Source organism: Maritalea sp. (assembly GCF_051251695.1).
GTDB lineage: Bacteria > Pseudomonadota > Alphaproteobacteria > Rhizobiales > Devosiaceae > Maritalea.
On record NZ_JBPOEU010000009.1, the window covers coordinates 57,995 to 80,079 of the forward strand.

Annotated in this window: 22 protein-coding genes; 11 read left to right on the forward strand and 11 right to left on the reverse strand. The window is 48.8% G+C overall.

Annotated features, from left to right (window positions below):
- Positions 1 to 127 precede the first annotated feature (127 nt).
- From ACSHWX_RS06980 to ACSHWX_RS07020, 9 genes are all read right to left on the reverse strand, one after another.
- Positions 128 to 1,147 carry a hypothetical protein gene (locus tag ACSHWX_RS06980; RefSeq protein WP_435667479.1) on the reverse strand — a complete coding sequence of 340 codons (1,020 nt, stop codon included), beginning with the start codon at positions 1,145 to 1,147 and terminating at the stop codon, positions 128 to 130.
- A gap of 241 nt (positions 1,148 to 1,388) precedes the next feature.
- Positions 1,389 to 2,069: a YczE/YyaS/YitT family protein gene (locus tag ACSHWX_RS06985; protein ID WP_435667480.1), complete on the reverse strand. Its 681-nt coding sequence runs from the start codon at positions 2,067 to 2,069 to the stop codon at positions 1,389 to 1,391.
- Between the two features lie 36 nt (positions 2,070 to 2,105).
- Positions 2,106 to 3,320, reverse strand: a complete 1,215-nt coding sequence (locus ACSHWX_RS06990) for a molybdopterin molybdotransferase MoeA (RefSeq protein ID WP_435667481.1) — start codon at positions 3,318 to 3,320, stop codon at positions 2,106 to 2,108.
- Between the two features lie 2 nt (positions 3,321 to 3,322).
- Entirely contained in the window at positions 3,323 to 3,802 is a 480-nt protein-coding gene (moaC, locus tag ACSHWX_RS06995; RefSeq protein ID WP_435667482.1) for a cyclic pyranopterin monophosphate synthase MoaC, read from the reverse strand.
- Positions 3,803 to 4,612 (reverse strand): indole-3-glycerol phosphate synthase TrpC, encoded by an 810-nt coding sequence (trpC, locus tag ACSHWX_RS07000; protein ID WP_435667483.1) that lies wholly within the window; start codon positions 4,610 to 4,612, stop codon positions 3,803 to 3,805. It abuts the gene before it with no gap.
- Entirely contained in the window at positions 4,609 to 5,631 is a 1,023-nt protein-coding gene (trpD, locus tag ACSHWX_RS07005; protein ID WP_435667553.1) for an anthranilate phosphoribosyltransferase, read from the reverse strand. The genes trpC and trpD overlap by 4 nt, the downstream gene beginning before the upstream one ends.
- Positions 5,625 to 6,239, reverse strand: coding sequence for an anthranilate synthase component II (locus ACSHWX_RS07010; RefSeq protein ID WP_435667484.1), 615 nt, complete (start codon positions 6,237 to 6,239; stop codon positions 5,625 to 5,627). Before ACSHWX_RS07010 ends, trpD begins: the two co-directional genes overlap by 7 nt.
- Positions 6,236 to 7,744 carry an anthranilate synthase component I gene (trpE, locus tag ACSHWX_RS07015; protein WP_435667485.1) on the reverse strand — a complete coding sequence of 503 codons (1,509 nt, stop codon included), beginning with the start codon at positions 7,742 to 7,744 and terminating at the stop codon, positions 6,236 to 6,238. The genes ACSHWX_RS07010 and trpE overlap by 4 nt, the downstream gene beginning before the upstream one ends.
- An 18-nt stretch (positions 7,745 to 7,762) precedes the next feature.
- Complete coding sequence (locus ACSHWX_RS07020; RefSeq protein ID WP_435667486.1) at positions 7,763 to 9,649, reverse strand: peptidylprolyl isomerase; 1,887 nt, start codon at positions 9,647 to 9,649, stop codon at positions 7,763 to 7,765.
- A 171-nt stretch (positions 9,650 to 9,820) separates the two neighbouring features.
- Here ACSHWX_RS07020 and tpiA point away from each other — a divergent pair, with 171 nt between their 5' ends.
- The 4 genes from tpiA (at position 9,821) to ACSHWX_RS07040 (ending at position 13,001) form a co-directional block, all read left to right on the forward strand.
- Complete coding sequence (tpiA, locus tag ACSHWX_RS07025) at positions 9,821 to 10,573, forward strand: triose-phosphate isomerase (RefSeq protein WP_435667487.1); 753 nt, start codon at positions 9,821 to 9,823, stop codon at positions 10,571 to 10,573.
- A gap of 99 nt (positions 10,574 to 10,672) precedes the next feature.
- Positions 10,673 to 11,065 carry a preprotein translocase subunit SecG gene (gene secG / locus ACSHWX_RS07030; RefSeq protein WP_435667488.1) on the forward strand — a complete coding sequence of 131 codons (393 nt, stop codon included), beginning with the start codon at positions 10,673 to 10,675 and terminating at the stop codon, positions 11,063 to 11,065.
- Positions 11,066 to 11,179: 114 nt separating this feature from the next.
- Positions 11,180 to 12,808 (forward strand): CTP synthase, encoded by a 1,629-nt coding sequence (locus ACSHWX_RS07035; protein WP_435667489.1) that lies wholly within the window; start codon positions 11,180 to 11,182, stop codon positions 12,806 to 12,808.
- Between the two features lie 10 nt (positions 12,809 to 12,818).
- Positions 12,819 to 13,001, forward strand: a complete 183-nt coding sequence (locus tag ACSHWX_RS07040) for a DUF4169 family protein (RefSeq protein WP_435667490.1) — start codon at positions 12,819 to 12,821, stop codon at positions 12,999 to 13,001.
- Between the two features lie 72 nt (positions 13,002 to 13,073).
- Here ACSHWX_RS07040 and ACSHWX_RS07045 read toward each other — a convergent pair whose 3' ends face one another.
- Both ACSHWX_RS07045 and ACSHWX_RS07050 read right to left on the reverse strand, forming a co-directional pair.
- The gene (locus ACSHWX_RS07045) at positions 13,074 to 13,721 is read right to left on the reverse strand and encodes a shikimate kinase (RefSeq protein ID WP_435667491.1); all 648 of its coding nucleotides are present in this window, start codon (positions 13,719 to 13,721) and stop codon (positions 13,074 to 13,076) included.
- A gap of 11 nt (positions 13,722 to 13,732) precedes the next feature.
- Entirely contained in the window at positions 13,733 to 14,881 is a 1,149-nt protein-coding gene (locus ACSHWX_RS07050; RefSeq protein ID WP_435667492.1) for a hypothetical protein, read from the reverse strand.
- A 285-nt stretch (positions 14,882 to 15,166) separates the two neighbouring features.
- Between ACSHWX_RS07050 and ACSHWX_RS07055 the strand changes: the two genes are divergently transcribed.
- The 7 genes from ACSHWX_RS07055 (at position 15,167) to ACSHWX_RS07085 (ending at position 22,083) form a co-directional block, all read left to right on the forward strand.
- A complete protein-coding gene (locus tag ACSHWX_RS07055) occupies positions 15,167 to 15,541 on the forward strand; it encodes a rhodanese-like domain-containing protein (protein WP_435667493.1) in 375 nt (124 codons plus the stop codon).
- Positions 15,542 to 15,708: 167 nt separating this feature from the next.
- Positions 15,709 to 16,983 (forward strand): phosphopyruvate hydratase, encoded by a 1,275-nt coding sequence (eno, locus tag ACSHWX_RS07060; protein WP_435667494.1) that lies wholly within the window; start codon positions 15,709 to 15,711, stop codon positions 16,981 to 16,983.
- A 134-nt stretch (positions 16,984 to 17,117) separates the two neighbouring features.
- Positions 17,118 to 17,435: an FtsB family cell division protein gene (locus ACSHWX_RS07065; RefSeq protein ID WP_435667495.1), complete on the forward strand. Its 318-nt coding sequence runs from the start codon at positions 17,118 to 17,120 to the stop codon at positions 17,433 to 17,435.
- Positions 17,436 to 17,645: 210 nt separating this feature from the next.
- Positions 17,646 to 18,656, forward strand: coding sequence for a pyruvate dehydrogenase (acetyl-transferring) E1 component subunit alpha (pdhA, locus tag ACSHWX_RS07070; RefSeq protein ID WP_435667496.1), 1,011 nt, complete (start codon positions 17,646 to 17,648; stop codon positions 18,654 to 18,656).
- Positions 18,657 to 18,679: 23 nt separating this feature from the next.
- Complete coding sequence (locus ACSHWX_RS07075; protein WP_435667497.1) at positions 18,680 to 20,080, forward strand: pyruvate dehydrogenase complex E1 component subunit beta; 1,401 nt, start codon at positions 18,680 to 18,682, stop codon at positions 20,078 to 20,080.
- A gap of 25 nt (positions 20,081 to 20,105) precedes the next feature.
- Entirely contained in the window at positions 20,106 to 21,440 is a 1,335-nt protein-coding gene (locus ACSHWX_RS07080; protein WP_435667498.1) for a pyruvate dehydrogenase complex dihydrolipoamide acetyltransferase, read from the forward strand.
- A 4-nt stretch (positions 21,441 to 21,444) separates the two neighbouring features.
- On the forward strand, positions 21,445 to 22,083 hold the full coding sequence (locus ACSHWX_RS07085; RefSeq protein WP_435667499.1) for an SGNH/GDSL hydrolase family protein: 639 nt from the start codon (positions 21,445 to 21,447) through the stop codon (positions 22,081 to 22,083).
- Positions 22,084 to 22,085 lie beyond the last annotated feature (2 nt).

A 22,085-nucleotide genomic window follows, 5' to 3' on the forward strand; every position in this document is an offset into this window, starting at 1 on the left:
TATTTACCTATCAACTCAATTTGTTTGTTGAGATTACGCTAGTGCAACTGCAAATCGTTTGCAACAGCTATTGCGAATGATTTGCAAATATGAATTCCAAGCGTTCAAACCCATCCAAGACCGAATCTCAAGCAGCAATAGGAACCAAATCGGTTGGTGGCAATTCTGCCGGCATTTCAGCGCGAACGAGGGCAAGTGAGACAATTTTAAGAACGACATCTTTGTAACTCATGCCGTAGTTTTCAAAACATGCTCTCGGGAAATAGCTAGATACCGGGGTCATGCCGGGGACTAGATTTGCTTCCATGAAATAGGGTACGTCGTTATCATCCATTTTGATATCGATGCGGCCAAAATCTTGCACTTTTAGTGCCGTAAAAATTTGATCAACAAATCTCTTGATCAATGACAGTTCCGGCTCGAAGAGTTGGCCAAGTTGTTCATTGTTTCTGGATTTCTCCAAACAGCCTAATATCCGATCACCCCTTATGTTGACGGGCACGATAATTTCAACGGGCGATATTAAACGCAGGCTGTTCGAAGGATCGTCTAGCACAGCGACCGTAAACTCCCGTCCAGATAAATAGGTCTCAACAAGAGCTGGAACGCCATAGATCGAATAAATCTCATCAACCTTTGCAAGGTAGCTGGGGAAATCATGAACCAGTGAGTTTTCGTCAATGCCGTTCCCATTTGCCGCGTCCATTGGCTTCACGAACAATGGGAAGGGGAACGGAAGTTGATTTTCCCGCCGAAACGTTTTTGGTGTCGCCATAAAGAACCGAGCAGTTCGCAACCCGGCATCAAAAACGGCTCGTTTCGCCAAGGCTTTGTCGGAATCGTATCTTAGCGTTGACCTGTTTGAACCAGTAAATGCGATTTCCCGGTCGGCAAAAAAGTCAGACAACCAAACTTCTTTCCCCAAGACTTCATCGTAAATGTATTTGACGCAAAGCACAGCCAAATCAGGTTTGAGAAGGGCGATCTGTTCAAGTTCTTGGATTGTGCTGACGACATTGAAAGTGACATGGGTGTAGTGGGCATCTAGAATTTCATAAATGCCACGGCTGGTTTCCACCGTGCCGAATGCCGTTTCTTTCATGCCAGTTGTATCAATAGTTACAACTTCTATGTGCTTCTTGATCATATCCGGTCCTTTGATTTGCTATGCATATTTCAAAGAAACAGGTTGCTGACGCAGCAGCCCTTTCGCCAATAAACAGCAATAGGGATGAAGCACGATAACTCGTGTTCAATTGCTGTATACGAGTTGTGTAGAAATACTTGGAAAGAGCGCGACCACAAATGCCCCGCAACGACTTCCGATCAAAAATCAAAGGCCGATAAGAGGTGATAGGCCTCAATTGGGTTTTAAGCAAGGCAACACATTAATCTCCGGCGTCAGAATTTTCGAAACAGTTCTTCAATCCATACATGCTTGCCGCAACAGACGGGCCGATTCCGAACGCAAATAGGATGGTGCCAAGACCCACGGTTCCGCCTAATGTCCAACCGATCAATACTACTGTCAGCTCAATCCCACTTCGCACCCAAACGGTCGGCAGGTCGGTTACACGTTGCAGGCCTGTCATTAAGCCGTCTCTGGGACCGGGGCCTAGATTGGCGATGAGATAGAGGCCAGTGCCAAACCCAATGGCCAAGATGCCGAAAATGACTTGGGGCACACGAATGAGAAGGCTGTCAAAAACGGGTAAGTAGGGAAGTGAAAGATCGATGACCAACGCGATCACAATGGCGTTTAGAACTGTGCCTATGCCGGGAGTTTGTCTAAGAGGAACCCAGCAGATCAGGGCGACGACACTGGCAAAGAATGTCGCAAATCCGATACTCCAACCGGTTTTGTTTGCAATTCCTTGAGCAAAAACCATCCAAGGACTAACGCCGACGCCCGCCACTACAAGCAAAGCCTCACCCAAGCCAATAAAAACCAGACCGATGAGAAGATAAACAATTGCAGCAATGGGCGGTGTTAGGGTGCGTGGGTTCTTCGAGCTCCACCTGAGTAGCGGCACTGCTTTGATCGACAGAAATTGCAACTTTGATTTCATATTCTCAATTTCTATCGTTGTTGCACCAGGAAAGAACTAGCTGTTTGCCCACGGCATAAGCAGCACATCTACCATCTCGCCTTCGCCTTTACCCGCGCAAAGCGGGGGTTGCACCACAAAGCAGTCACTTTGCGCCAGCGAGGTGAGGTGGGCGCTGTCTGACTGCATGTTTGGGTCAACGCTAAGCGAGCCGTTTTCAGAAATAATCAGTTTTGCGCGTCGATAATGTTGACGTGGACCGTTGGCGCTCATGTTGCCATGCAGTGGTAGTTTGACGATTTTATGTGATGGGTCTTGACCCAGTTTTGCTTTGATCGCAGGCACCACGAAAACCGTGCCGGTTACCAATGCAGAAACCGGATTGCCGGGCAGACCGAAAATGGTGGTTTTGCCGATGGTGCCAAACATAAGTGGTTTGCCCGGGCGTACAGCGATGCGCCAAAAACTTAGCTCGACGCCCAGTTCTTCCAACACTTCTTTGACATAATCCCGATCGCCTACGCTGGCCCCACCGGTGGTGACCAGAATGTCCGGTTCCTCGTCCAGTAGACGTTTCAATTCGGCTTTTAGCGTATCTCTGTCATCCTTGATGATACCGCCATCTTTTACCGTCGCGCCAAATTGAACGAATAGTGGCGTCAGCCCGACCCCGTTGGAAGCGATGATTTGATCTTTTTTCAATGTCGAGCCAGGAGGCACCAGTTCGTCGCCCGTCGCCACCAAGGTCAGCGTGGGTGAATTGCGTAACGGCAATTGAGCGTGGTTGGCCGCAGCGGCGAGTGCCAAATGAAATGGGGATAGTTTGGTTCCCGAACGAAGAAGCGCATCGCCCGATGCAAAGTCGTTGCCTTTGTTGCGGACATTTTGTCCAGCAACCACGTCATCGTCGAGTATGACCTGGTCACCGTCACTCGTGATTTTTTCCTGCATGATCACACAGTCAGCGCCTTTAGGCATGGGGGCGCCAGTATAGATGCGTGTGCATTGGCCAGCCTTTAACGTGCCGGTAAATGCCTCGCCAGCGGCAGACACACCCACCATTTGTAGCTTGTTGCCTTTGGCTCCGTCGTCGCTGCTCAAAGCATATCCATCCATGGCACTACCATCGAACGGTGGCTGGTCAAACGTAGCTATGACGTCTTGTGCCAGTATACGACCATTAGCCTTCGCCAATGGCACCAAGTCATCTGCCAAAGGCGTAATGGCATCAACGATAATCTTAAGGGCATCCGCGACGGGCAAAAGGGACATATCTATTCTCGTTTATAATTGCCGGACTTGCCACCGGACTTCTGTTCTAACTGGGTGGGGCCAATGATCATGGACTTATCAAGCGCCTTGGCCATATCATAAATGGTCAGCGCGGTAACGGATGCTGCACTTAGTGCCTCCATTTCAACACCGGTTTTGCCTTCCACCCGCACAAGGGCAGAGATGGCAAAGCTCGCTGTTGCATCATCGGGTTCAATGGATATTTCGACTTTCGTCAGTGCCAGCGGATGGCAAAGCGGGATCATGTTAGCGGTGTTCTTGGCCGCCATGATGCCTGCAACCCGCGCCACGCCCAAAGCATCACCTTTTTTGAGGTTACCATTTAGAACAGCCTTAAATGCTTCGGTGCTCATGGATATTTTTGATGTGGCGACAGCTTGGCGTTGGCTCGGCGATTTAGCGCCAACATCCACCATATGGACTTCACCATCTTCATTGAGGTGGGTGAGTTTTCCACTCATCTATGCGGCCTCGTTGCCGGTCAGCAGCAAGCGCGTTGCTGCAGCGATATCCGTTTGGCGCATCAGGCTTTCGCCCACAAGGAACGTGCCAACATCGGACTTTTCTTCCAGCATTTGCACATCATCAAAAGTGAAAATACCGCTTTCACTCACCAACAATCTGTCATTTGGCACATTCTTGGCCAACTCAATTGTGGTCTCTAGGCTCGTTTCAAAAGTGCGCAGATTACGGTTGTTGATGCCGATCATCTCCGCATCCAGTTTCAGCGCGCGCTCCAACTCTTCAGCGTCATGCACTTCGATTAGCGCATCAATGTTCCAGTATTTTGCTGCTGCATTGAGGTCCTCAGCAAGCTTGTCGTCCACTGCCGCCATAATGATCAAAATACAATCAGCACCCCAAGCTCGAGCTTCCGCAACCTGATAGGGATCATATAAAAAGTCTTTGCGCAGCACGGGAAGGGATGTCGCCGCACGCGCTTGTCTCAAAAATTCTGGCGCGCCTTGAAAAGAGGGCCCGTCCGTCAAAACCGATAAACAGGCAGCACCACCAGCTTCGTAGTCCTTAGCGTGGGCAGAAGGATCAAAGTCGGCCCGGATCAAACCTTTTGACGGGCTTGCCTTTTTCACCTCAGCAATCAGTGCATATTGGTTGGCGGCACGTTTTGCCTTTAGTGCGTTTAAGAAACCGCGTGGCGCATCCGCATTTCTAGCCAATGTTTCAAGGTCACCATAGGGCAGGTCGCCTTTTGCTTTGGCAATTTCTTCGCGTTTATAGGTTTCAATTTTATTCAAAATATCTGTCGTCATTTTGCAACCTCGTTCGATATCCGAACCAACTTATCCAATTGAGCTTTTGCCGCGCCGCTATCAACCAATTCTGCGGCCAGTTCCACACCAGCTTTTAAGTCTTCGACCTTGTTCAAGATCAAAAAGGCCGCCGCAGCGTTAAACAGCGCGATGTCACGATAGGCGGATGGTGTGCCTTCAAACAAGTCACGCATGGCTGCTGCGTTTTGTGCTGGCGTACCGCCCAAAATATCTTTCGTCATAGCGAACGACAGGCCCGCATCTTCCGGTGAGACTTCGAATTCGGTGATGTTTCCATCTTTAATTTGCGCGACATGGCTGGTGGTAATGGTGGTCAGTTCGTCAAGACCATCATGGCCAAACACAACCCAAGCAGATTTTGCACCGTTCTTAAGTAACGATTCAGCGACTGGGCGAACCCATTGCTTGTCATAAACGCCAAGCAAATAGTTCTGAACCCCAGCAGGATTAGATTGCGGTCCGAGTAGGTTGAAAATGGTGCGTACGCCCATTTCCTGGCGGGAAGGGCCGACGAACCGCATGGCTGCGTGGTGGTTGGGCGCGAACATGAAGCCAATCCCGGCCTTGTCGATGCAAGCTGCAATACCAGCGGCGGGTAAATCAAGCTCGACACCAAGCGCCAACAGCGCTTCAGAACTGCCTGATTTTGAGGAAAGGGCCTTGTTGCCGTGTTTGGCAACGGGGCACCCCGCAGATGCGACGATGATCGAAGCCGTCGTGGAAATGTTGTATGTGCCCACGCCGTCACCACCCGTGCCAACGATATCGATGGCGTTTGACGGTGCATCAACTCTCGTCATTTTATCGCGCAGTATGGACACAGCCCCGGCGATTTCTTCAACTGTTTCACCCTTCACCCGTAGCGCCATCAAAAAAGCACCAATTTGGGATGGTGTGGCTTCGCCGGACATGATGATGTTCATCACCGCCCGCATTTGGTCAAAACTTAAGTCGTTGCCACCTGCAAGCGCATTGAGCGTCTCTTTAATGTTCATGATGCGCTCCCACTTTTGGCACTATTGAATGAATTGGCGATATCTATAAAGTTTTGAACCAGCTGCGTCCCACTTTCAGACGCGATGCTTTCTGGATGAAATTGTACGCCGTGTAATGGCCATGATTTATGGGCGATGCCCATGATCATGCCGTCGTCAGACGTCGCCGTCACTTCCAGTTCGCTTGGCAAACTATCTGGATCAATTGTCAGCGAATGATAGCGGGTTGCCGTGAAGCCATCGCTGTTGAGGCCTTTGAAAACACTTTTACCATCATGGCGAATGGTCGAGGTTTTGCCGTGCATCATGCGCGAGGCGCGAACGACATTCGCGCCGAACGCCTCACCAATGGACTGATGGCCAAGACAAACGCCAAACATCGGGATTTCACCTTTGAAATGCTCGACAAGCGGCACACAAATACCAGCTTCTTTAGGCGTTTTTGGTCCGGGAGAAATAATGATACCTTCGGGTGCCATCATTTCGATTTCAGCCAAACTGATTTTGTCGTTGCGCACCACTTCAATTTTAACATCGTCCAGCCCACCAATCAGGTGAACCAGATTATAAGTGAAGCTATCATAATTATCGATCACAAGCAGTTTGGTCATTGGCCCATCTCCGGCTCATCCGCATAGCGCAAAGCCTCTTGGGCTGCGCTTGTAAGGGCGCGTGCTTTGTTTTCGCACTCCAACTGTTCCAGCTCAGCTTTGCTGTCCGCAACAATGCCAGCACCCGCCTGTACGTGGATTTTGCCGTCTTTGATGACTGCTGTGCGCAAGACAATGCATGTGTCCATCCAACCATCGGCGCTGAAATACCCAACGCAGCCTGCATAGATGCCGCGACGATGTTTTTCCAATTCGTCGATAATTTCCATTGCGCGAACCTTGGGCGCACCAGAAACGGTGCCTGCCGGGAAACCAGCGCCGAGGGCATCAATATTGTCGAATTCCGTGCGCAATTTGCCTTCGACGTTCGAGACGATATGCATCACATGAGAGTAATATTCGAGGAAGAATTGATCCGTTACTTCTACAGATCCAATTTCAGACACCCGACCAACATCGTTGCGGCCCAGGTCAAGCAGCATAAGATGCTCGGCCAATTCTTTTGGGTCTGCCAGCAATTCCTCTGCCATTTCACGATCACGTTGTGGCGTCGCGCCGCGTTTACGTGTGCCAGCAATCGGGCGAACTGATACTTTTTGATCTTGCACCCGCACCAAAATTTCTGGGCTGGACCCTGCGATGGCAAAATCAGCGAAGTCCAACAGATACATATACGGGCTTGGATTTGTGCGGCGCAGGGCGCGATAAAACGCGACAGGCGGTAAAGTAAAGTCTGCGGTAAATCGTTGGCTTAGAACCACCTGAAATACGTCGCCTGCGCGAATATATTCCTTGGCAACGCCAACCATGTCTTCAAATTCTTGTTTGCTGGTATTGCTCTTAAAGTTGAGTTCAGCAAGTTCAACGCGTTCTTTGGCGAGTGGCGCTCGGTTTGTTAGCCGCGCAATGGCTGCCTCTAGTCGCTCCTGAGCAGCGTCGAATGCAGATTGAGCGGAGACATTTTTATCAGGACGAACTGGCGTAGCAAAATACAACTCATCTTTGACCGTATCGAACACCGCAAGCAAAGACGGACGCATCAACAACGCATCCGGTGCGCCTATGGTGTCTTCATTATTGTCCGGCAATGTTTCGATCTCTCGAACCATGTCGTAACCAAGAAACCCGAATATACCTGCCGACATTGGTGGCAAGTCCATTGGAATTTCCAACGCGGACTGGTCAAGCAATACACGCAGTTCATCAAGTGGCTTACCAGGAAGGGGACTAAAAACGTCTGGTTCAAACTGTGGGTTGTGATTGATTGATGCTTTTCCGCGATCAATTTTAAACAGCAAATCCGGCTCAAGTCCGATCATAGAGTAACGACCACGGGTCGCGCCACCATGAACGGATTCGAGTAGAAACGTGTTTTTACGCCCTGCAGAGAGCTTTAGATATGCGCCAACCGGGGTTTCAAGATCTGCCACCACGCGACGCCACACCACTTGCGAACTGCCTTGATTGTAGACTTCAGCAAAGGCGGCATAGTGTGCGTCATGCATTTCATTTCCCTAAGATTTTTAGCGTGAGTGTGTATTTGAACTAAGGGCAAGCAACTGGTTAATTGCTGTTTGGTTTACGCTAAAGCCAAAGTCTTCTCGTTTGGCTGCAATAAATTGCTGGTAAACATTGTCAGCAAGTCCCAATCCAAGGCGCTCCAACAATTCCTGATCCACTTCTTCTGGGTCAGCTTCGTTTAAGGCTGATACCTTAAAGATCACATAGTTCCCATCATCGGTCTTAGCGGAGCCAATATAGTCTTCTCCACCTTGGAATGCAGCGGCTGCAACCTGTGCGGTGATGGCACCACCGTCGCCTTGGCGCGTAACGTTGAGCGATGGAAGTGGAATTTGACCCACGGTAGATGCAACCTCAAAAATGTCGCCGCCATCATTTAGCGCGGTCACAAGTTCTGTCGCTTTTTCATCAAGCGCTGCATCATTTTTTTCTTGTATCCAAGAGGCCAAAAGAATCAGGCGCACTTCTTCAAGTGTTTGGTCACGTGCTTGGGTTGTTGAATTCAGATCAAACCATGCCATCGAATCGGCACCCAGTGTAACCGCTGGCAAAAGCTTATCTTGTTCTGCCGCAGCAATTGCGGGAAGGAGCCGGGAAGGAGCCTCAGCAGGCAAACCTTCAAGCCCAATAAGGCCGCCACCAGATGAGGTCACTTCGATTGTTTCAACCGTTAAACCAAACTGGTCAGCGATTGTTTTGATTGGCGCAAGCGTAGCGCGCAACTCTTCAATCTCGTCAATCTTATCGGCGATAAGTGTTTTGGCTTGGCGTTCAGCCGCAAGTTGAGCAACTTGGTCGCGAACCTGATCAAGTGGTTGAGCGCCGCCTTCAACTATGTTTGAAACCACAACCATTTTGTTGGCCGTTTCGCCTGGCACTACTGAAATACCCGCAGCGTTTGCAAAAGCTGCAGTTGCGATATCAGCGTCTTCAATGTCACTTTGTGCGACTTGGCCCAATGTTTGAACATTCTCGCTAAGCCCCATGGACGACAACAAATTGTCGAACGCGCTACCAGATAGATTAAGTCCTGCAAGAACAGATGCCTGTGCGGCGTCATTCAAAGTGATGACTTTAACGTCACGGGTTTCAGGCGAGATGAATGAAGCACCAGTCTTTGCATACTCAGCTTCGATGTCTGCATCAGAAACAGTAATCGTCTTTGCCAACGTTGCAGGGGTGAGTACTAGAATATCAATGTTTCGGGTTTCTTGCGTGCGATAAAAACGCTGATTGTCAGCTAAATAGGTAGTAAGTTCTTCTTCGGTCGGCGCATCAACCTCACCAAGAGCGGTTTCGCCTAGCGTGAAATAGTCCAACGTGCGGCTGTCATTCTCATAGCGATTGGAAATTTCAAGAATTGTCTTTGGGGCAGAAAGGCCACCAAATAGACCATCAACAATCTGATTGCGTTTTACGCTACCCGCTTGCGCTTTTACATATTCGCTTTCTGTATAACCGCTTTGCGCCAAAATTTGGTTGAAGCGCTGACGATCAAAAAGACCAAGTGTGCTGGAAAAATTTGGGTCTTGAGCAACAAGTTTTGCAACCATATCGTCAGATGCACCCACACCGAAGTTCTCAACAAGATTGTCCACAGTAGCGGTGCCAGCCAACTGAGTAATAACCGAACCCGGAATACCGAACGCAACAGCCTGTTCTGGTGTAGGCACCTGACCAGTTTGTTGGGCGAAATTATTAAGTTGTCCACGATAGGCACGCTCAAAGTCGACGGCGGATATAGACTGATTGCCTACACGCGCGACATTTGTGCTCCCTAGATTTGTAAACACATTTGCGATACCGAAGAGGCCAAAGCTCAGGATCAACAAGCCCATAAGTATTTTTGCGACCCAGGTGTTAGAATAGCGTTTAATGGTATCTAGCATTTCGCATCCGTTTATTATTATTGCCAATATCCAGCTCGGAATTACCCCGGCTTGGAGCGGCGCATAATAGACAGGGTGCGATCAAAATCGCAAGGTGAGAATTGGGTGTTTTGACATAAGACTAATTTTATTTCGCAAGTAGCATATAGAGCGACGCAAAGAGGGACATAAATGAAGAAAAAAATCATGCCACTAATCGCTGGAAATTGGAAAATGAATGGCGATGCCGGATCATTCTTGGAAGTAGAAGTGATTAAGGATCGTCTTGCGGCGCAAGAAATAAACGCAGACGTTGCGATTTGCCCACCAGCCACATTGTTGCATCGCATTAGCGTGGCGTTGCATGAAAGCTTGGCTAAGACAGGCGCGCAAAACTGTCATGCTCAAGCAAATGGCGCATATACTGGTGATATCAGTGTGCCCATGATCAGCGAAGCAGGCGGCTCTTATGTTATTGTAGGACACTCTGAGCGCCGGGGTGCGTACAATGAGAGTGACTCCGATGTTCGCGCCAAGGCCGTGGCAGCGCTTGAAGGGGGAATCATTCCGATCGTTTGTTGTGGCGAGTCTTTAGATATTCGCGAAAGCGGCAAAGCCATTGACGTTGTGATAACCCAAATTATTAATTCGTGTCCAGATTTCAGTGCTGAGCAGTCTATTGTAGTTGCCTATGAGCCGATTTGGGCGATTGGCACCGGCAAAACGGCTTCCGTTGCGGACGTAGATGAAATGCATAATGCCATTCGCAACGCGCTCACAAAACGTTTTGGCGACCCAGGAACAACAATCAAAATTCTTTATGGTGGTTCGGTGAAGCCTTCCAACGCAAAAGAGCTGCTTAGCGTTGAGAACGTAAATGGTGCGTTGGTCGGCGGCGCTAGCCTTAAAGCTGACGACTTTTTAGGTATTATTGAAGCGGCTTAACTATGGTGTTGCACAAATTGTTGATTGGCTCTGGCCAAGCGACATATTAGTGTGTAGAACGCGAAAATTCAGAATTTAACTCAAGAGAAGATTTCCAACATGGAAACAGTTCTTATTGTTGCGCACCTCTTTATCGTTGTTGCGCTTATTACAGTGATCTTGTTGCAGCGCTCCGAAGGCGGCGCGTTGGGCATAGGCGGCGGTGGCGGCGGTGGACTTATGTCTGCACGCGGTTCAGCGAACCTGTTGACCAAAACAACAGCCATTTTGGCGGCGTTGTTTTTTGCAACTTCAATTGGCCTTACGGTCCTAAGCCAGTTGAATAATGAATCATCCTCAATCCTTGAGCGTGCCACAGAGCAAACAGACGGAAACGTCACCGTTCTTGATGCTTTGAACGATCTTTCCGGTGAAGATTCTACCGGACTTGATCTCCCGGTGCCGGAAACTGAGGCTCCAACTGAGACGACGCCGGCGGCGCCATCCCAGTAAGGGTTTGAAATCAGAGGCGAATTTAGACGGGGGTTATTGGCTCCCGTCTTTTTTTGGGTTTAACGCGAAGTTTTGACTTCGAATCAATCAAATTCAGCATTAAGGTAAAGGCCCATGGCTCGGTATATTTTTATTACTGGTGGCGTGGTTTCTTCATTAGGTAAGGGGCTAGCTTCAGCTGCACTAGGGGCAGCACTTCAGGCGCGTGGATATAAAGTCCGCTTGCGTAAGCTAGATCCGTACTTAAATGTTGATCCCGGAACAATGTCACCCTATCAGCATGGGGAAGTTTTTGTGACCGATGACGGCGCGGAAACTGACCTGGACCTTGGGCATTACGAACGGTTTACGGGGCGTTCTGCAAATCAGCAGGACAACATCACCACGGGCCGTATCTACTCAAACATCATCGCTAAAGAGCGACGTGGCGACTATCTCGGTGCCACAGTGCAGGTCATTCCGCACGTGACGGATGAAATCAAAAACTTCGTGCTTTCAGACAATGACGATTTTGATTTTGTGCTGTGCGAAATTGGCGGCACGGTGGGCGACATCGAGGCGCTTCCGTTCTTTGAAGCGATCCGTCAACTTGGCAATGAATTGCCGCGCGGAGATGCGATTTATGTGCATCTAACATTGATGCCATACATTCCAAGCGCCGGTGAGTTGAAAACCAAACCAACGCAGCACTCTGTAAAAGAGCTTCGTTCAATTGGTATCCAGCCTGATATCTTGCTCGTTCGCTGTGATCGAGAAATACCAGAAGGCGAACGCCGCAAGCTTTCTCAGTTCTGCAACGTGCGCGAAAGCGCGGTTATTCAGGGCTTAGACGTTAAAAGCATTTACGATGTGCCCATCGCATATCACGATGAAGGCTTGGACGTTGAAGTGCTCAAAGCATTTGGCTTGGAAGCTGACCAAAAGCCAGACCTCAGCAAATGGCTCGAAGTTTCAGACCGTATTCACAACCCGGATGGGGAAGTGAATATCGCAGTTGTGGGTAAATATACGGGTCTTTTGGATGCCTATAAGTCGCTAAATGAAGCGCTCGTGCATGGCGGCATCGCAAACCGCGTTAAAGTGAATATTCGTTGGATTGAATCAGAAATTTTTGAGAGTGACGATCCTGCGCCCCATCTTGAAGGCATCCACGGCATTTTGGTGCCGGGTGCTTTTGGCCAACGTGGTGCAGAAGGCAAAATTGCGGCTACGACATTTGCGCGACTTCGTGATGTACCATTTTTTGGCATTTGTTTTGGTATGCAAATGGCTTGTATTGAGGCTGCTCGAAATACCGCCGGCATTAAGGATGCTGGGTCAACCGAATTTGGCCCAAGTAAAGAACCTGTTGTTGGTTTGATGACCGAGTGGACCAAAGACAACCAAAAACAAGAACGCGCAGACGATACAGATTTGGGCGGCACCATGCGGGTAGGGGCTTACCCTGCGCAATTGGTGCGCGGTTCTCGTGTGGCTGACATCTACGGCACCACCGAAATTTCAGAACGCCATCGCCATCGCTGGGAAGTCAACATGGATTACCGCAAAGTGCTTGAGGCAAATGGCTTGTTGTTCTCCGGTCTTTCGCCCGATGGTCTGCTGCCAGAAATTGTTGAGCGTACAGATCACCCGTGGTTCATTGGTGTGCAATATCACCCGGAACTGAAATCACGTCCGTTCGAACCTCATCCGCTGTTTTCATCATTTATTGCAGCAGCAGTTGAGCAAAGCCGCTTGGTTTAAGGAGAAGGCATTGGCCGAAATCGTAAATCTTCGACAGGCGCGTAAAAACAAAGCGCGTTCTGAAAAAGAGATTAATGCCGATGCCAATCGCGCCAAGTTTGGCCGCACAAAGGCTGAAAAAAAGCTGGTTGAAGCGACAAAAGAGCTAGAAGCAAAACGGCTGGATCAACAAAAGCTCGACCACAAAGAATAAGTAGATGGTCGCTCCAACCTAGAGACAGGTTTGAGCGGCCATTTTTCATTGAACCACAAGCCACCCATATCGCTATAATCGGAATAGATCTTGCACTTGCTCAAGAATGTCTTTTTGAGGAAGTTGCTGATTGACCTCAATTGCATTTAGCTTGTTCGCTTCGACATTTTGGCTTAGTTGATCCGTAAAAATCCCATCGCGTTCCAAAAGATTATCCAGCGCAACTTGCGGATTGCTTGTACTGTTTGGAATTTCCCAAAGTGAACCTCTATTGCTAAATGCCATTTTTCGAAATTCAGCCGTCGGCAGCAACCAAATGGCTTGGGATTTTGATTTCAAATATGGCGTCACAAGTTCAGGCAACAACCTAAAACCTTCTGCGATCACCGCTCGGTCTGCTGGCAGTGCCAACAGATCATCAATGACGAAATTAAAGCCTTCGCCCTTATACCAATGGAAACTTTTCAGCATCTCTCTTGGCGTGCGGTTTACCCATCGTTCGTCCATGCTCATGTTCAAGAACTCATGAATTAATGGACAATCCTTAGAAGAGCTACGTGCAGCGTGGTTCTGCATCGCAGCATCTGTATCATAGAGTTGCAAATCAAATTGATCTGCTAACTGTTTGGCGATTGTTGATTTACCTGCGCCACTCCCGCCGCCTATCCAGTATATGTGTGAGAGCCGTTGTTGCAGTTGATGGGGCGGGATCGGTTGCATTTCCATTTGGCCTAAATCACATATAGCGGCGCAAAACCGCCACCTTCTGTTCTAAAGTTCGTCGTTTGCCCTTGATAAAGTCGGGCTGCACCGAGCAACACTCGACCACTATATGTGTAAAGCCGAACATCTGACTTTAGTGCATTTCGATCGATATCGATATCGATGTTTTCGGATTTCGCATTGCGCATTTCTGGTCGAGCCAGTTCTTGCGCGACATAATTGCTTAGTAAAATTTGTGACCAAACTTTTTTTGTCAGCTTATCGCCGCGGTACACCGCTTTTCCGCCATGCCCACTAACTGGCTTAAAGAATAGCGCCTTACGTTGCCCCCAGAGTTCATCCGCGTTTAGCGACGTCACTGATACCGTTTTGGGTAGCAATTCAAGTCCGGCTATTTGTTCGGGGGGCGCACCGAGTTGTTCCAATGCTCGCGCATCAGACAGAATTGTCAAATTCTGTTTTGCCGCATACAGGGCATGGTGCGCCGGGCTTGGCGTGATCACTGCGCTATCTTGCGTAAACGCTTGTTTTAACGCCGAATGGTTTTCCTGCTCAAAATAGAAATCAACGGATCGATTATATACCAAATCGATCAGCGTATCGTCATGCCATAATTTGTTATACCTGAAAGAAAGGTCTTCCGGGGATGAAAGGATTGGTGTTATGCCCGCCGCCTGCAATATCTGAGCGAACATCAAGAACTCTGGGTACAGAAACTGATCTTCAATCTGTTCGTCCACAATGGCTATTGTTTTAGGCGTACCAGCACGGCCAGCGGCACTCCATTCATTTTGGAACATCTCCACTATGTCATTGTCCAACTCAGCATTATTGACGGGATCGCCGTTCCAACAGCATACGTCTTGAGCACGATAGAGGGCATCTACCAGCAAAGCTCCGCCAGCATTCGTGTTGATTTCAATCAACCGAGGGCCGCGCTCATCGACATGAAAGTCATATCCCATCAACACTCCATGGGTTTTCGAAGCAACTGACGCAATTGCGGGTGAGTTTTCTCGCACATGTTGGGCAAATTGCGGATTAGCAATCACGGCCTCTAAGGTTTGAACCTGGGCCAGCATGTTTTCGTAATTGCCGTTTGAAACAAACATCGGCGTTGCAGAAAATAGATGGCTTGCTGCCTCCAGATCAGGCAATCGCCTACGTTCTAATGACGTGCACGGACAATTTTTATTCAACCATTTGGCAGTTGAAGTATCGTTGACAGTCGGCTTCTGGAGCATGATTTAGGCCTTCTCTCTACTTTATCGCAATTTAACGATGAAAGAAGTGATTGGCAAGCACTGAACATGCAAGTGGGTTTGAACAATCCACTGCCGAAAAAGTTATTTCCAATTCCGAGCCATTGTGTCGATATAGTTCGACTTCCAACTCAAATACCTGCGTTGAGCGGGAATGACCCTCCAAAAAGGAATATTGAAATGAAAACAGCACAAAACTATCTGGATGAGGCGAATGCGGTTGTTGAGCGTTTGACCTCAGAAGAAGGCATCAAAAAACACGGCACACCGAATAGCGTGTTTATCGATGTGCGCGATTCGGGGGATATCTCAGAAACGGGAACGGTAAAGGGCGCTTTGCGCATTCCTCGTGGTTTTATCGAGTTCGCTGCGGATGAAGAAACCCCATTCCACAATGAAGCTTTGACAAAAGATACAAATGTATTTCTGCTTTGCGCGTTGGGCGGACAAGCCGCGCTGGCGGGTAAAACACTCAAGGATATGGGCTATAGTTCCGTCACCAATGTTGGTGGCTTTGGAGATTGGAAAGAGGCTGGCGGGCCGGTGGAAGCCTAAGGTCAAAATTCAAATCGATAGAATCTAAGATCGCTGGCAAATCATACGCGCCAGCGATCAATTTCAGCCTGATGAAAAGACCGGTTAAACCTGTTTAGACTTTGCAATGTCATGAATTGGCGCTATGACAGCGGCCAACTCACCAATTTTCACTAGGAGATGATGCAATGTCCGCCATTATTGATGTAACTGGTCGTCAAATTTTTGATAGCCGTGGCAACCCAACCGTTGAAGTTGATGTTGTTTTGGATGATGGCTCGTTCGGCCGTGCAGCTGTTCCTTCTGGCGCTTCTACCGGTGCGCACGAGGCCGTCGAACTACGTGACGGTGGCGATCAATATATGGGCAAAGGCGTCACCAAAGCCGTTGATGCAGTAAACACCCTGATCTTCAATGAAATTCAAGGCATGGATGCTTTGGACCAGCGTTCAATTGATCAAGTGATGATCGATCTAGACGGTACGCCGAATAAGGCCAATTTGGGCGCAAACGCCATTCTTGGTGTGTCGCTGGCCATTTCAAAAGCCGCTGCTGAATCTTCTGCTTTGCCGCTCTACCGCTATGTTGGTGGTTCAAACGCCCATATTTTGCCAGTGCCGATGATGAACATCATCAATGGCGGCGAACATGCCGACAACCCAATCGACATTCAAGAATTCATGGTTATGCCGGTTGGTGCTGAAAGTATTTCTGATGCAGTTCGTATCGGCTCGGAAATTTTCCATACGTTGAAAAAGGGCCTTTCTGCAGAAGGACATAACACCAATGTTGGTGATGAGGGCGGTTTTGCTCCCAATCTGTCATCTACCACTGCAGCACTTGATTTCATCATGCAGTCTATTGAAAAAGCTGGTTACAAACCGGGCGAAGACGTTTACCTCGCAATGGACTGCGCAGCCTCTGAATATTACAAAGATGGCAAGTACAACCTAAAAGGCGAAGGCGTCTCTTTGGGAAGCGACGAGATGGTTCGTTACCTGGAAAACCTTGTCGGCTCATATCCGATCATTTCAATTGAAGACGGTATGGACGAAGACGATTGGGACGGCTGGAAAGCGTTGACCCAGGCTATTGGTAACAAATGCCAATTGGTCGGCGATGATTTGTTCGTTACCAATTCAGAGCGCCTAAAATCAGGCATCAAAATGGGTGTTGCCAACTCAATCCTTGTTAAGGTCAACCAAATAGGTACGCTCACAGAAACAGCCGAAGCTGTGGAAATGGCCCATAAAGCCAATTACACCTCGGTGATGTCGCACCGTTCTGGCGAAACTGAAGATTCAACGATTGCTGACCTCGCGGTTGCTATGAATTGCGGACAAATCAAAACAGGTTCTCTTGCTCGTTCTGACCGGTTGGCAAAGTACAACCAATTGATCCGTATCGAAGAGCAGTTGGGCTTCGCAGCAAAATATGCTGGCCGAGACATCTTGAAAAACTAGTTTGCTTTTCGGACTAAATTGTTAAGCACCGCTTGAGAAATCGGGCGGTGCTTTTTTGTATCTGGCAATAGTGCATTAAGGCCTTTGGTGCATAGTGTGGCCCAAAGTTCCTGAGTACTTGGACATCATACTCTATGCCCACACGTCTTAAACGCCCATCCTTACGCAACAAGCTGGCGATTGCTGCTGTGTTGATCGCGTTTCAAGGATATCTTGGCTTTCACCTCATCGAAGGCAATTTCGGAATCACGTCGCAGGATAAGTTCTCGAACCAGGTTATTGAGTTGCGACAAGAGCGAGAAGAGCTGGGTGAAAAAATCAAGATTGCACAGAATCGAAATTCATTGTTGACTGCTGATCGGTTGGATCCGGATCTATTGACGCAGCGGGCGCGTGAATTGCTTGGCTGGGGCCATCCAAATGACGTGATTGTTCCAACTGAATTCAATTAACTTTATTTCAGTTGATTATCGAAAATAACCATAACTTAGTTAAGTGAAACATTTGTTTTATTTCAACGTGTTATAGACATTTCCTTACAAAATTCAAGTTTTCAAGTTTGATCAAAATGGCGGTATCATACCGTTGAAAATATATGCGGCCGCGCCGTGTTGTGAGAGTTTTCCAAATTTCACTACTCAGCGGATAAGTTGGAGAAGCTAATGCCTAAAAAGACAGAGACAAAGGCAGCGTCGAGTAAATCGAACGCGCCAGAGTTCACCAAGGACGAAGACCTATACGCTTATCGCGAAATGCTTTCAATTCGACGCTTTGAGGAAAAAGCGGGCCAAATGTATGGCATGGGTTTAATCGGCGGATTTTGCCACCTTTATATCGGCCAAGAGGCCGTGGTGACCGGCGTTCACATGGCGTCTAAAAAAGGCGATGCATCCATAACCGGCTATCGTGATCATGGCCACATGTTGATTGTTGGTCTCGATCCTAAATCTGTTATGGCGGAACTTACTGGTCGTGCTGGTGGCTTGTCCAAAGGCAAGGGCGGCTCGATGCACATGTTCTCTAATGAAGAGCGCTTTTATGGCGGCAACGGCATAGTTGGTGCGCAGGTCAGCTTGGGGACAGGGTTGGCATTCGCGGCCAAATATCGCGGCGAAGACAATGTAAGCCTTACTTACTTTGGTGACGGGGCGTCTAACCAAGGCCAAGTTTATGAGAGCTTTAACATGGCAAAGCTTTGGAAATTGCCCGTTGTCTACATCATTGAAAATAACAAATATGCGATGGGCACTAGCCTAGAGCGCGCTGCATCTACAACTGACTTGTCTCAACGCGGTGTGTCGTTCGGCATTCCGGGCGAACAAGTTGACGGCATGGATGTACGAATGGTGCGTGAAGCTGCTGAACGTGCCATTAAACATGCTCGCGATGGAAACGGTCCTTACATTCTAGAAATGCAAACATATCGCTATCGGGGCCACTCGATGTCTGACCCAGCGAAATACCGCTCTAAGGATGAGGTGCAATCCATGCGCACCGAGCGTGATCCGATTGAGCAGGTCAAAGCGCGTATCTTGGAAAATAAGTGGGCATCTGAAGAAGAGCTGAAGGCGATGGATAAAGAAATCCGCGCCACGGTTTCCGAAGCCGCAGACTTCGCAACCAACGACGCTGAGCCTGAAATTGGCGAGCTATACACACAAATTACCGCCTAACTGGACGGATCAGGAGAGAATATATGCCAATTGAGATTTTGATGCCTGCTCTGTCGCCAACAATGGAAGAGGGAAACCTCGCCAAATGGTTGGTAAAGGAGGGCGACAACGTTGTCGCTGGCGACGTAATTGCTGAAATCGAAACCGACAAAGCAACAATGGAAGTTGAAGCTGTTGACGAAGGGTCTATCGGCAAAATCCTTATCGAAGAGGGTGCCCAAGGTGTAAAAGTAAATACACCAATCGCAGTGTTGATTGAAGAAGGTGAAAGCGCTAGCGATATTAAAGCGAGCGCGGCACCAGCTGAAGAAAAACAAGCTGAGCCAATCCAGGAAAATCCAGAAGAACCTGGCCCTAGCGAAATTGAACAGCCTTCTGTTCCTGCAGCGCCTGCGTTTGAAGCGCAAGCCGACTCTGAAGTGCCAGAAGGCACCGAGATGGTTTCGACCACGGTTCGCGAAGCACTACGTGACGCAATGGCCGAAGAAATGCGTGCCGATGGCGACGTATTTGTGATGGGTGAAGAAGTTGCAGAATATCAAGGCGCTTACAAAGTCACCCAAGGTCTATTGCAAGAGTTTGGTGAAAAGCGCGTCATTGACACCCCAATCACCGAACACGGATTTGCAGGCTTGGGCGTAGGTGCTGCGTTTGCAGGCTTAAAACCCATCATTGAATTCATGACATTCAACTTCGCGATGCAAGCGATTGACCAAATCATCAACTCAGCCGCAAAGACGCATTACATGTCTGGCGGGCAGGTGACGTCGCCTATCGTTTTCCGCGGTCCAAACGGCCCTGCATCACGGGTTGGCGCACAGCATAGCCAAGACTTTTCTGCTTGGTATGCTCATATTCCGGGCCTTATTGTGGTTTCGCCATATACAGCTGCAGACGCTAAGGGCTTGCTAAAGTCAGCTATTCGTAGCCAAACCCCAGTTGTTTTCCTTGAAAACGAATTATTGTATGGCACATCGTTTGATGTTCCAAAACTCGACGACTGGACGGTTCCTCTGGGCAAAGCCAAAGTCGTTCGCCAAGGCGCCGATGTTACTTTGGTTTCTCATTCTATGGGGATGCGCTATGCAACCGAAGCGACTGAAAAACTGGTTGCTGCAGGCGTTGATGTGGAATTGATCGACCTTCGGACATTGCGTCCACTCGATATGCCGACTGTCATTGCATCCGTTAAAAAGACTGGCCGTTGCGTAACGGTTGAAGAGGGATGGCCACAAGGGTCCATCGGTTCTGAAATTTCCGCCCGCATTATGGAAGAGGCGTTTGACTATTTGGATGCGCCAGTTACGCGCATCACAGGTAAAGATGTGCCCATGCCATATGCTGCGAATTTGGAAAAACTCGCATTGCCAAATGTCCAAGAAGTCATCGATGCGGTGAATTCAGTCACCTATCGTCAGTCTTAGGTTCAGGGAAAAGAGAGAGTCAAAAATGACGATCAAAATTACAATGCCAGCCCTGTCACCGACCATGGAAGAGGGCAATCTCGCAAAATGGAACGTTAAAGAGGGCGATACGGTTTCCTCTGGCGACGTTATCGCAGAGATAGAAACCGACAAAGCCACAATGGAGGTCGAATCCATTGACGAAGGAATTGTTGGCAAAATCTTGGTGGAAGAAGGCGCACAGGGCGTTAAAGTAAACACGGTCATCGCTGTGCTATTGGAAGACGGCGAAAGTGCTGATGACATTGGGGATGTTGACGCTCCGGCGGCCGCCGATGCGCCAAAGGCTGAGGCGCCATCCAAAGCTGAGGAAACATCAGCTCCCGCGTCAGAAACTGCCGCTGCTGCTACAACAGCACCGTCGGCCCCTGCTGCTGAGCCAAAAGCTGATGGACAACGCACATTTGCCTCGCCACTTGCACGACGTTTGGCAAGCGATGCCAAAATTGATGTAAGCGTTTTGGCAGGCACCGGCCCCAAAGGCCGTGTCGTTAAAAGGGACATCGAAAAGGCCATACGTGATGGCGTTCCAGCTGCAAAATCTAGCGCTGCACCGGCTTCAAAAGCACTCGCATCAGGCATGAGCGACGCGCAAGTTATTGGCCTTTACGAAGAAGGTTCGTATGATTTGGTGGCAAATGACGGCATGCGCAAAGTAATCGCTGCCCGTCTTACAGAAGCCAAACAAACTGTTCCACACTTCTATCTAAGCCTGGATTGTCGTTTAGATGATTTGCTTGAAGCACGAGCACGGATTAACGCAACTGCGCCGAAAGACGAAAACGGGAAACCGGCATTTAAACTATCCGTGAACGATTTCATCATGAAAGCTTGGGCGCTTGCATTGCAGCAAATTCCTGATGCAAACGCATCTTGGGCTGGTGAACATACCTTAAAGCATCATCATTCAGATATTGCGGTGGCGGTTTCTGTTCCCGGTGGTTTGTTTACCCCGGTGGTGAGAAAAGCGGAATTGAAATCCCTTCGTGAGATTTCGGCTGAAGTGAAAGACTTGGCGAAACGCGCTAAATCTAAAAAGCTAGCACCGCATGAATATCAAGGCGGTGGATCATCAGTTTCCAATCTTGGTATGTTCGGCATCACCAACTTCCAAGCGGTAATCAACCCACCACATGGTTCAATTTTGGCAATTGGTGCTGGTGAAGAACGTGTCGTTGTTGAGGACGGCGAAATCACGGTCGGCAATTTCATGACAGTAACAATGTCATGTGATCACCGCGTTGTTGATGGGGTTTTGGGCGCGCAGGCACTTGGCGTGTTTAAGCAGCTTATTGAAACACCTGTGATGATGTTGGCCTAACAACATGAAAAACGTACTTGCCTTTGGCGATAGTCTGACTTGGGGTGCAAACGCTGCAACTGGCGGCAGGCATTCTTTTGAGGATCGTTGGCCAAATGTTTTGGCTGAGCAGCTCAAAGGGCAGGTGCGTGTTTTCGCAGAAGGCTTGAATGGTCGCACAACGGTCTTTGATGACTATGCAATAGCCACCGAGCGAAATGGTGCTAAAGCATTGCCGTCTTTGCTTGGTACCCACGAACCACTGGATCTCGTGATCATCATGTTGGGCACAAACGATATGCGGAGCCACATTTGTGGCAACGCGGCGGGATCTGCCATGGGCATCAATCGGCTGATCAATATTGTAAAAACGTTCTCGTATAAACCTGATCATCAAGTGCCAGAGATACTAGTCGTTTCACCGCCATTGGTTGAAAAGGGCCAAGACCATTTGTTTAACGATGTCATGGCTGGTGCGATTGAATTATCCGCAGAGTACGCAATGCAATATGAGCGTGTTTGTATCAAGGAAGAAGTTTCGTTCTTCAATGCGGCACCCGTGACAAGGCTTGATCCAGTTGATGGTGTTCACTTGGACGCCAAGAATACGCGCGCGCTCGGAAAAGCTCTTGCGCCGTCAGTAAAGAAAATTTTGTCGCTTTAGGC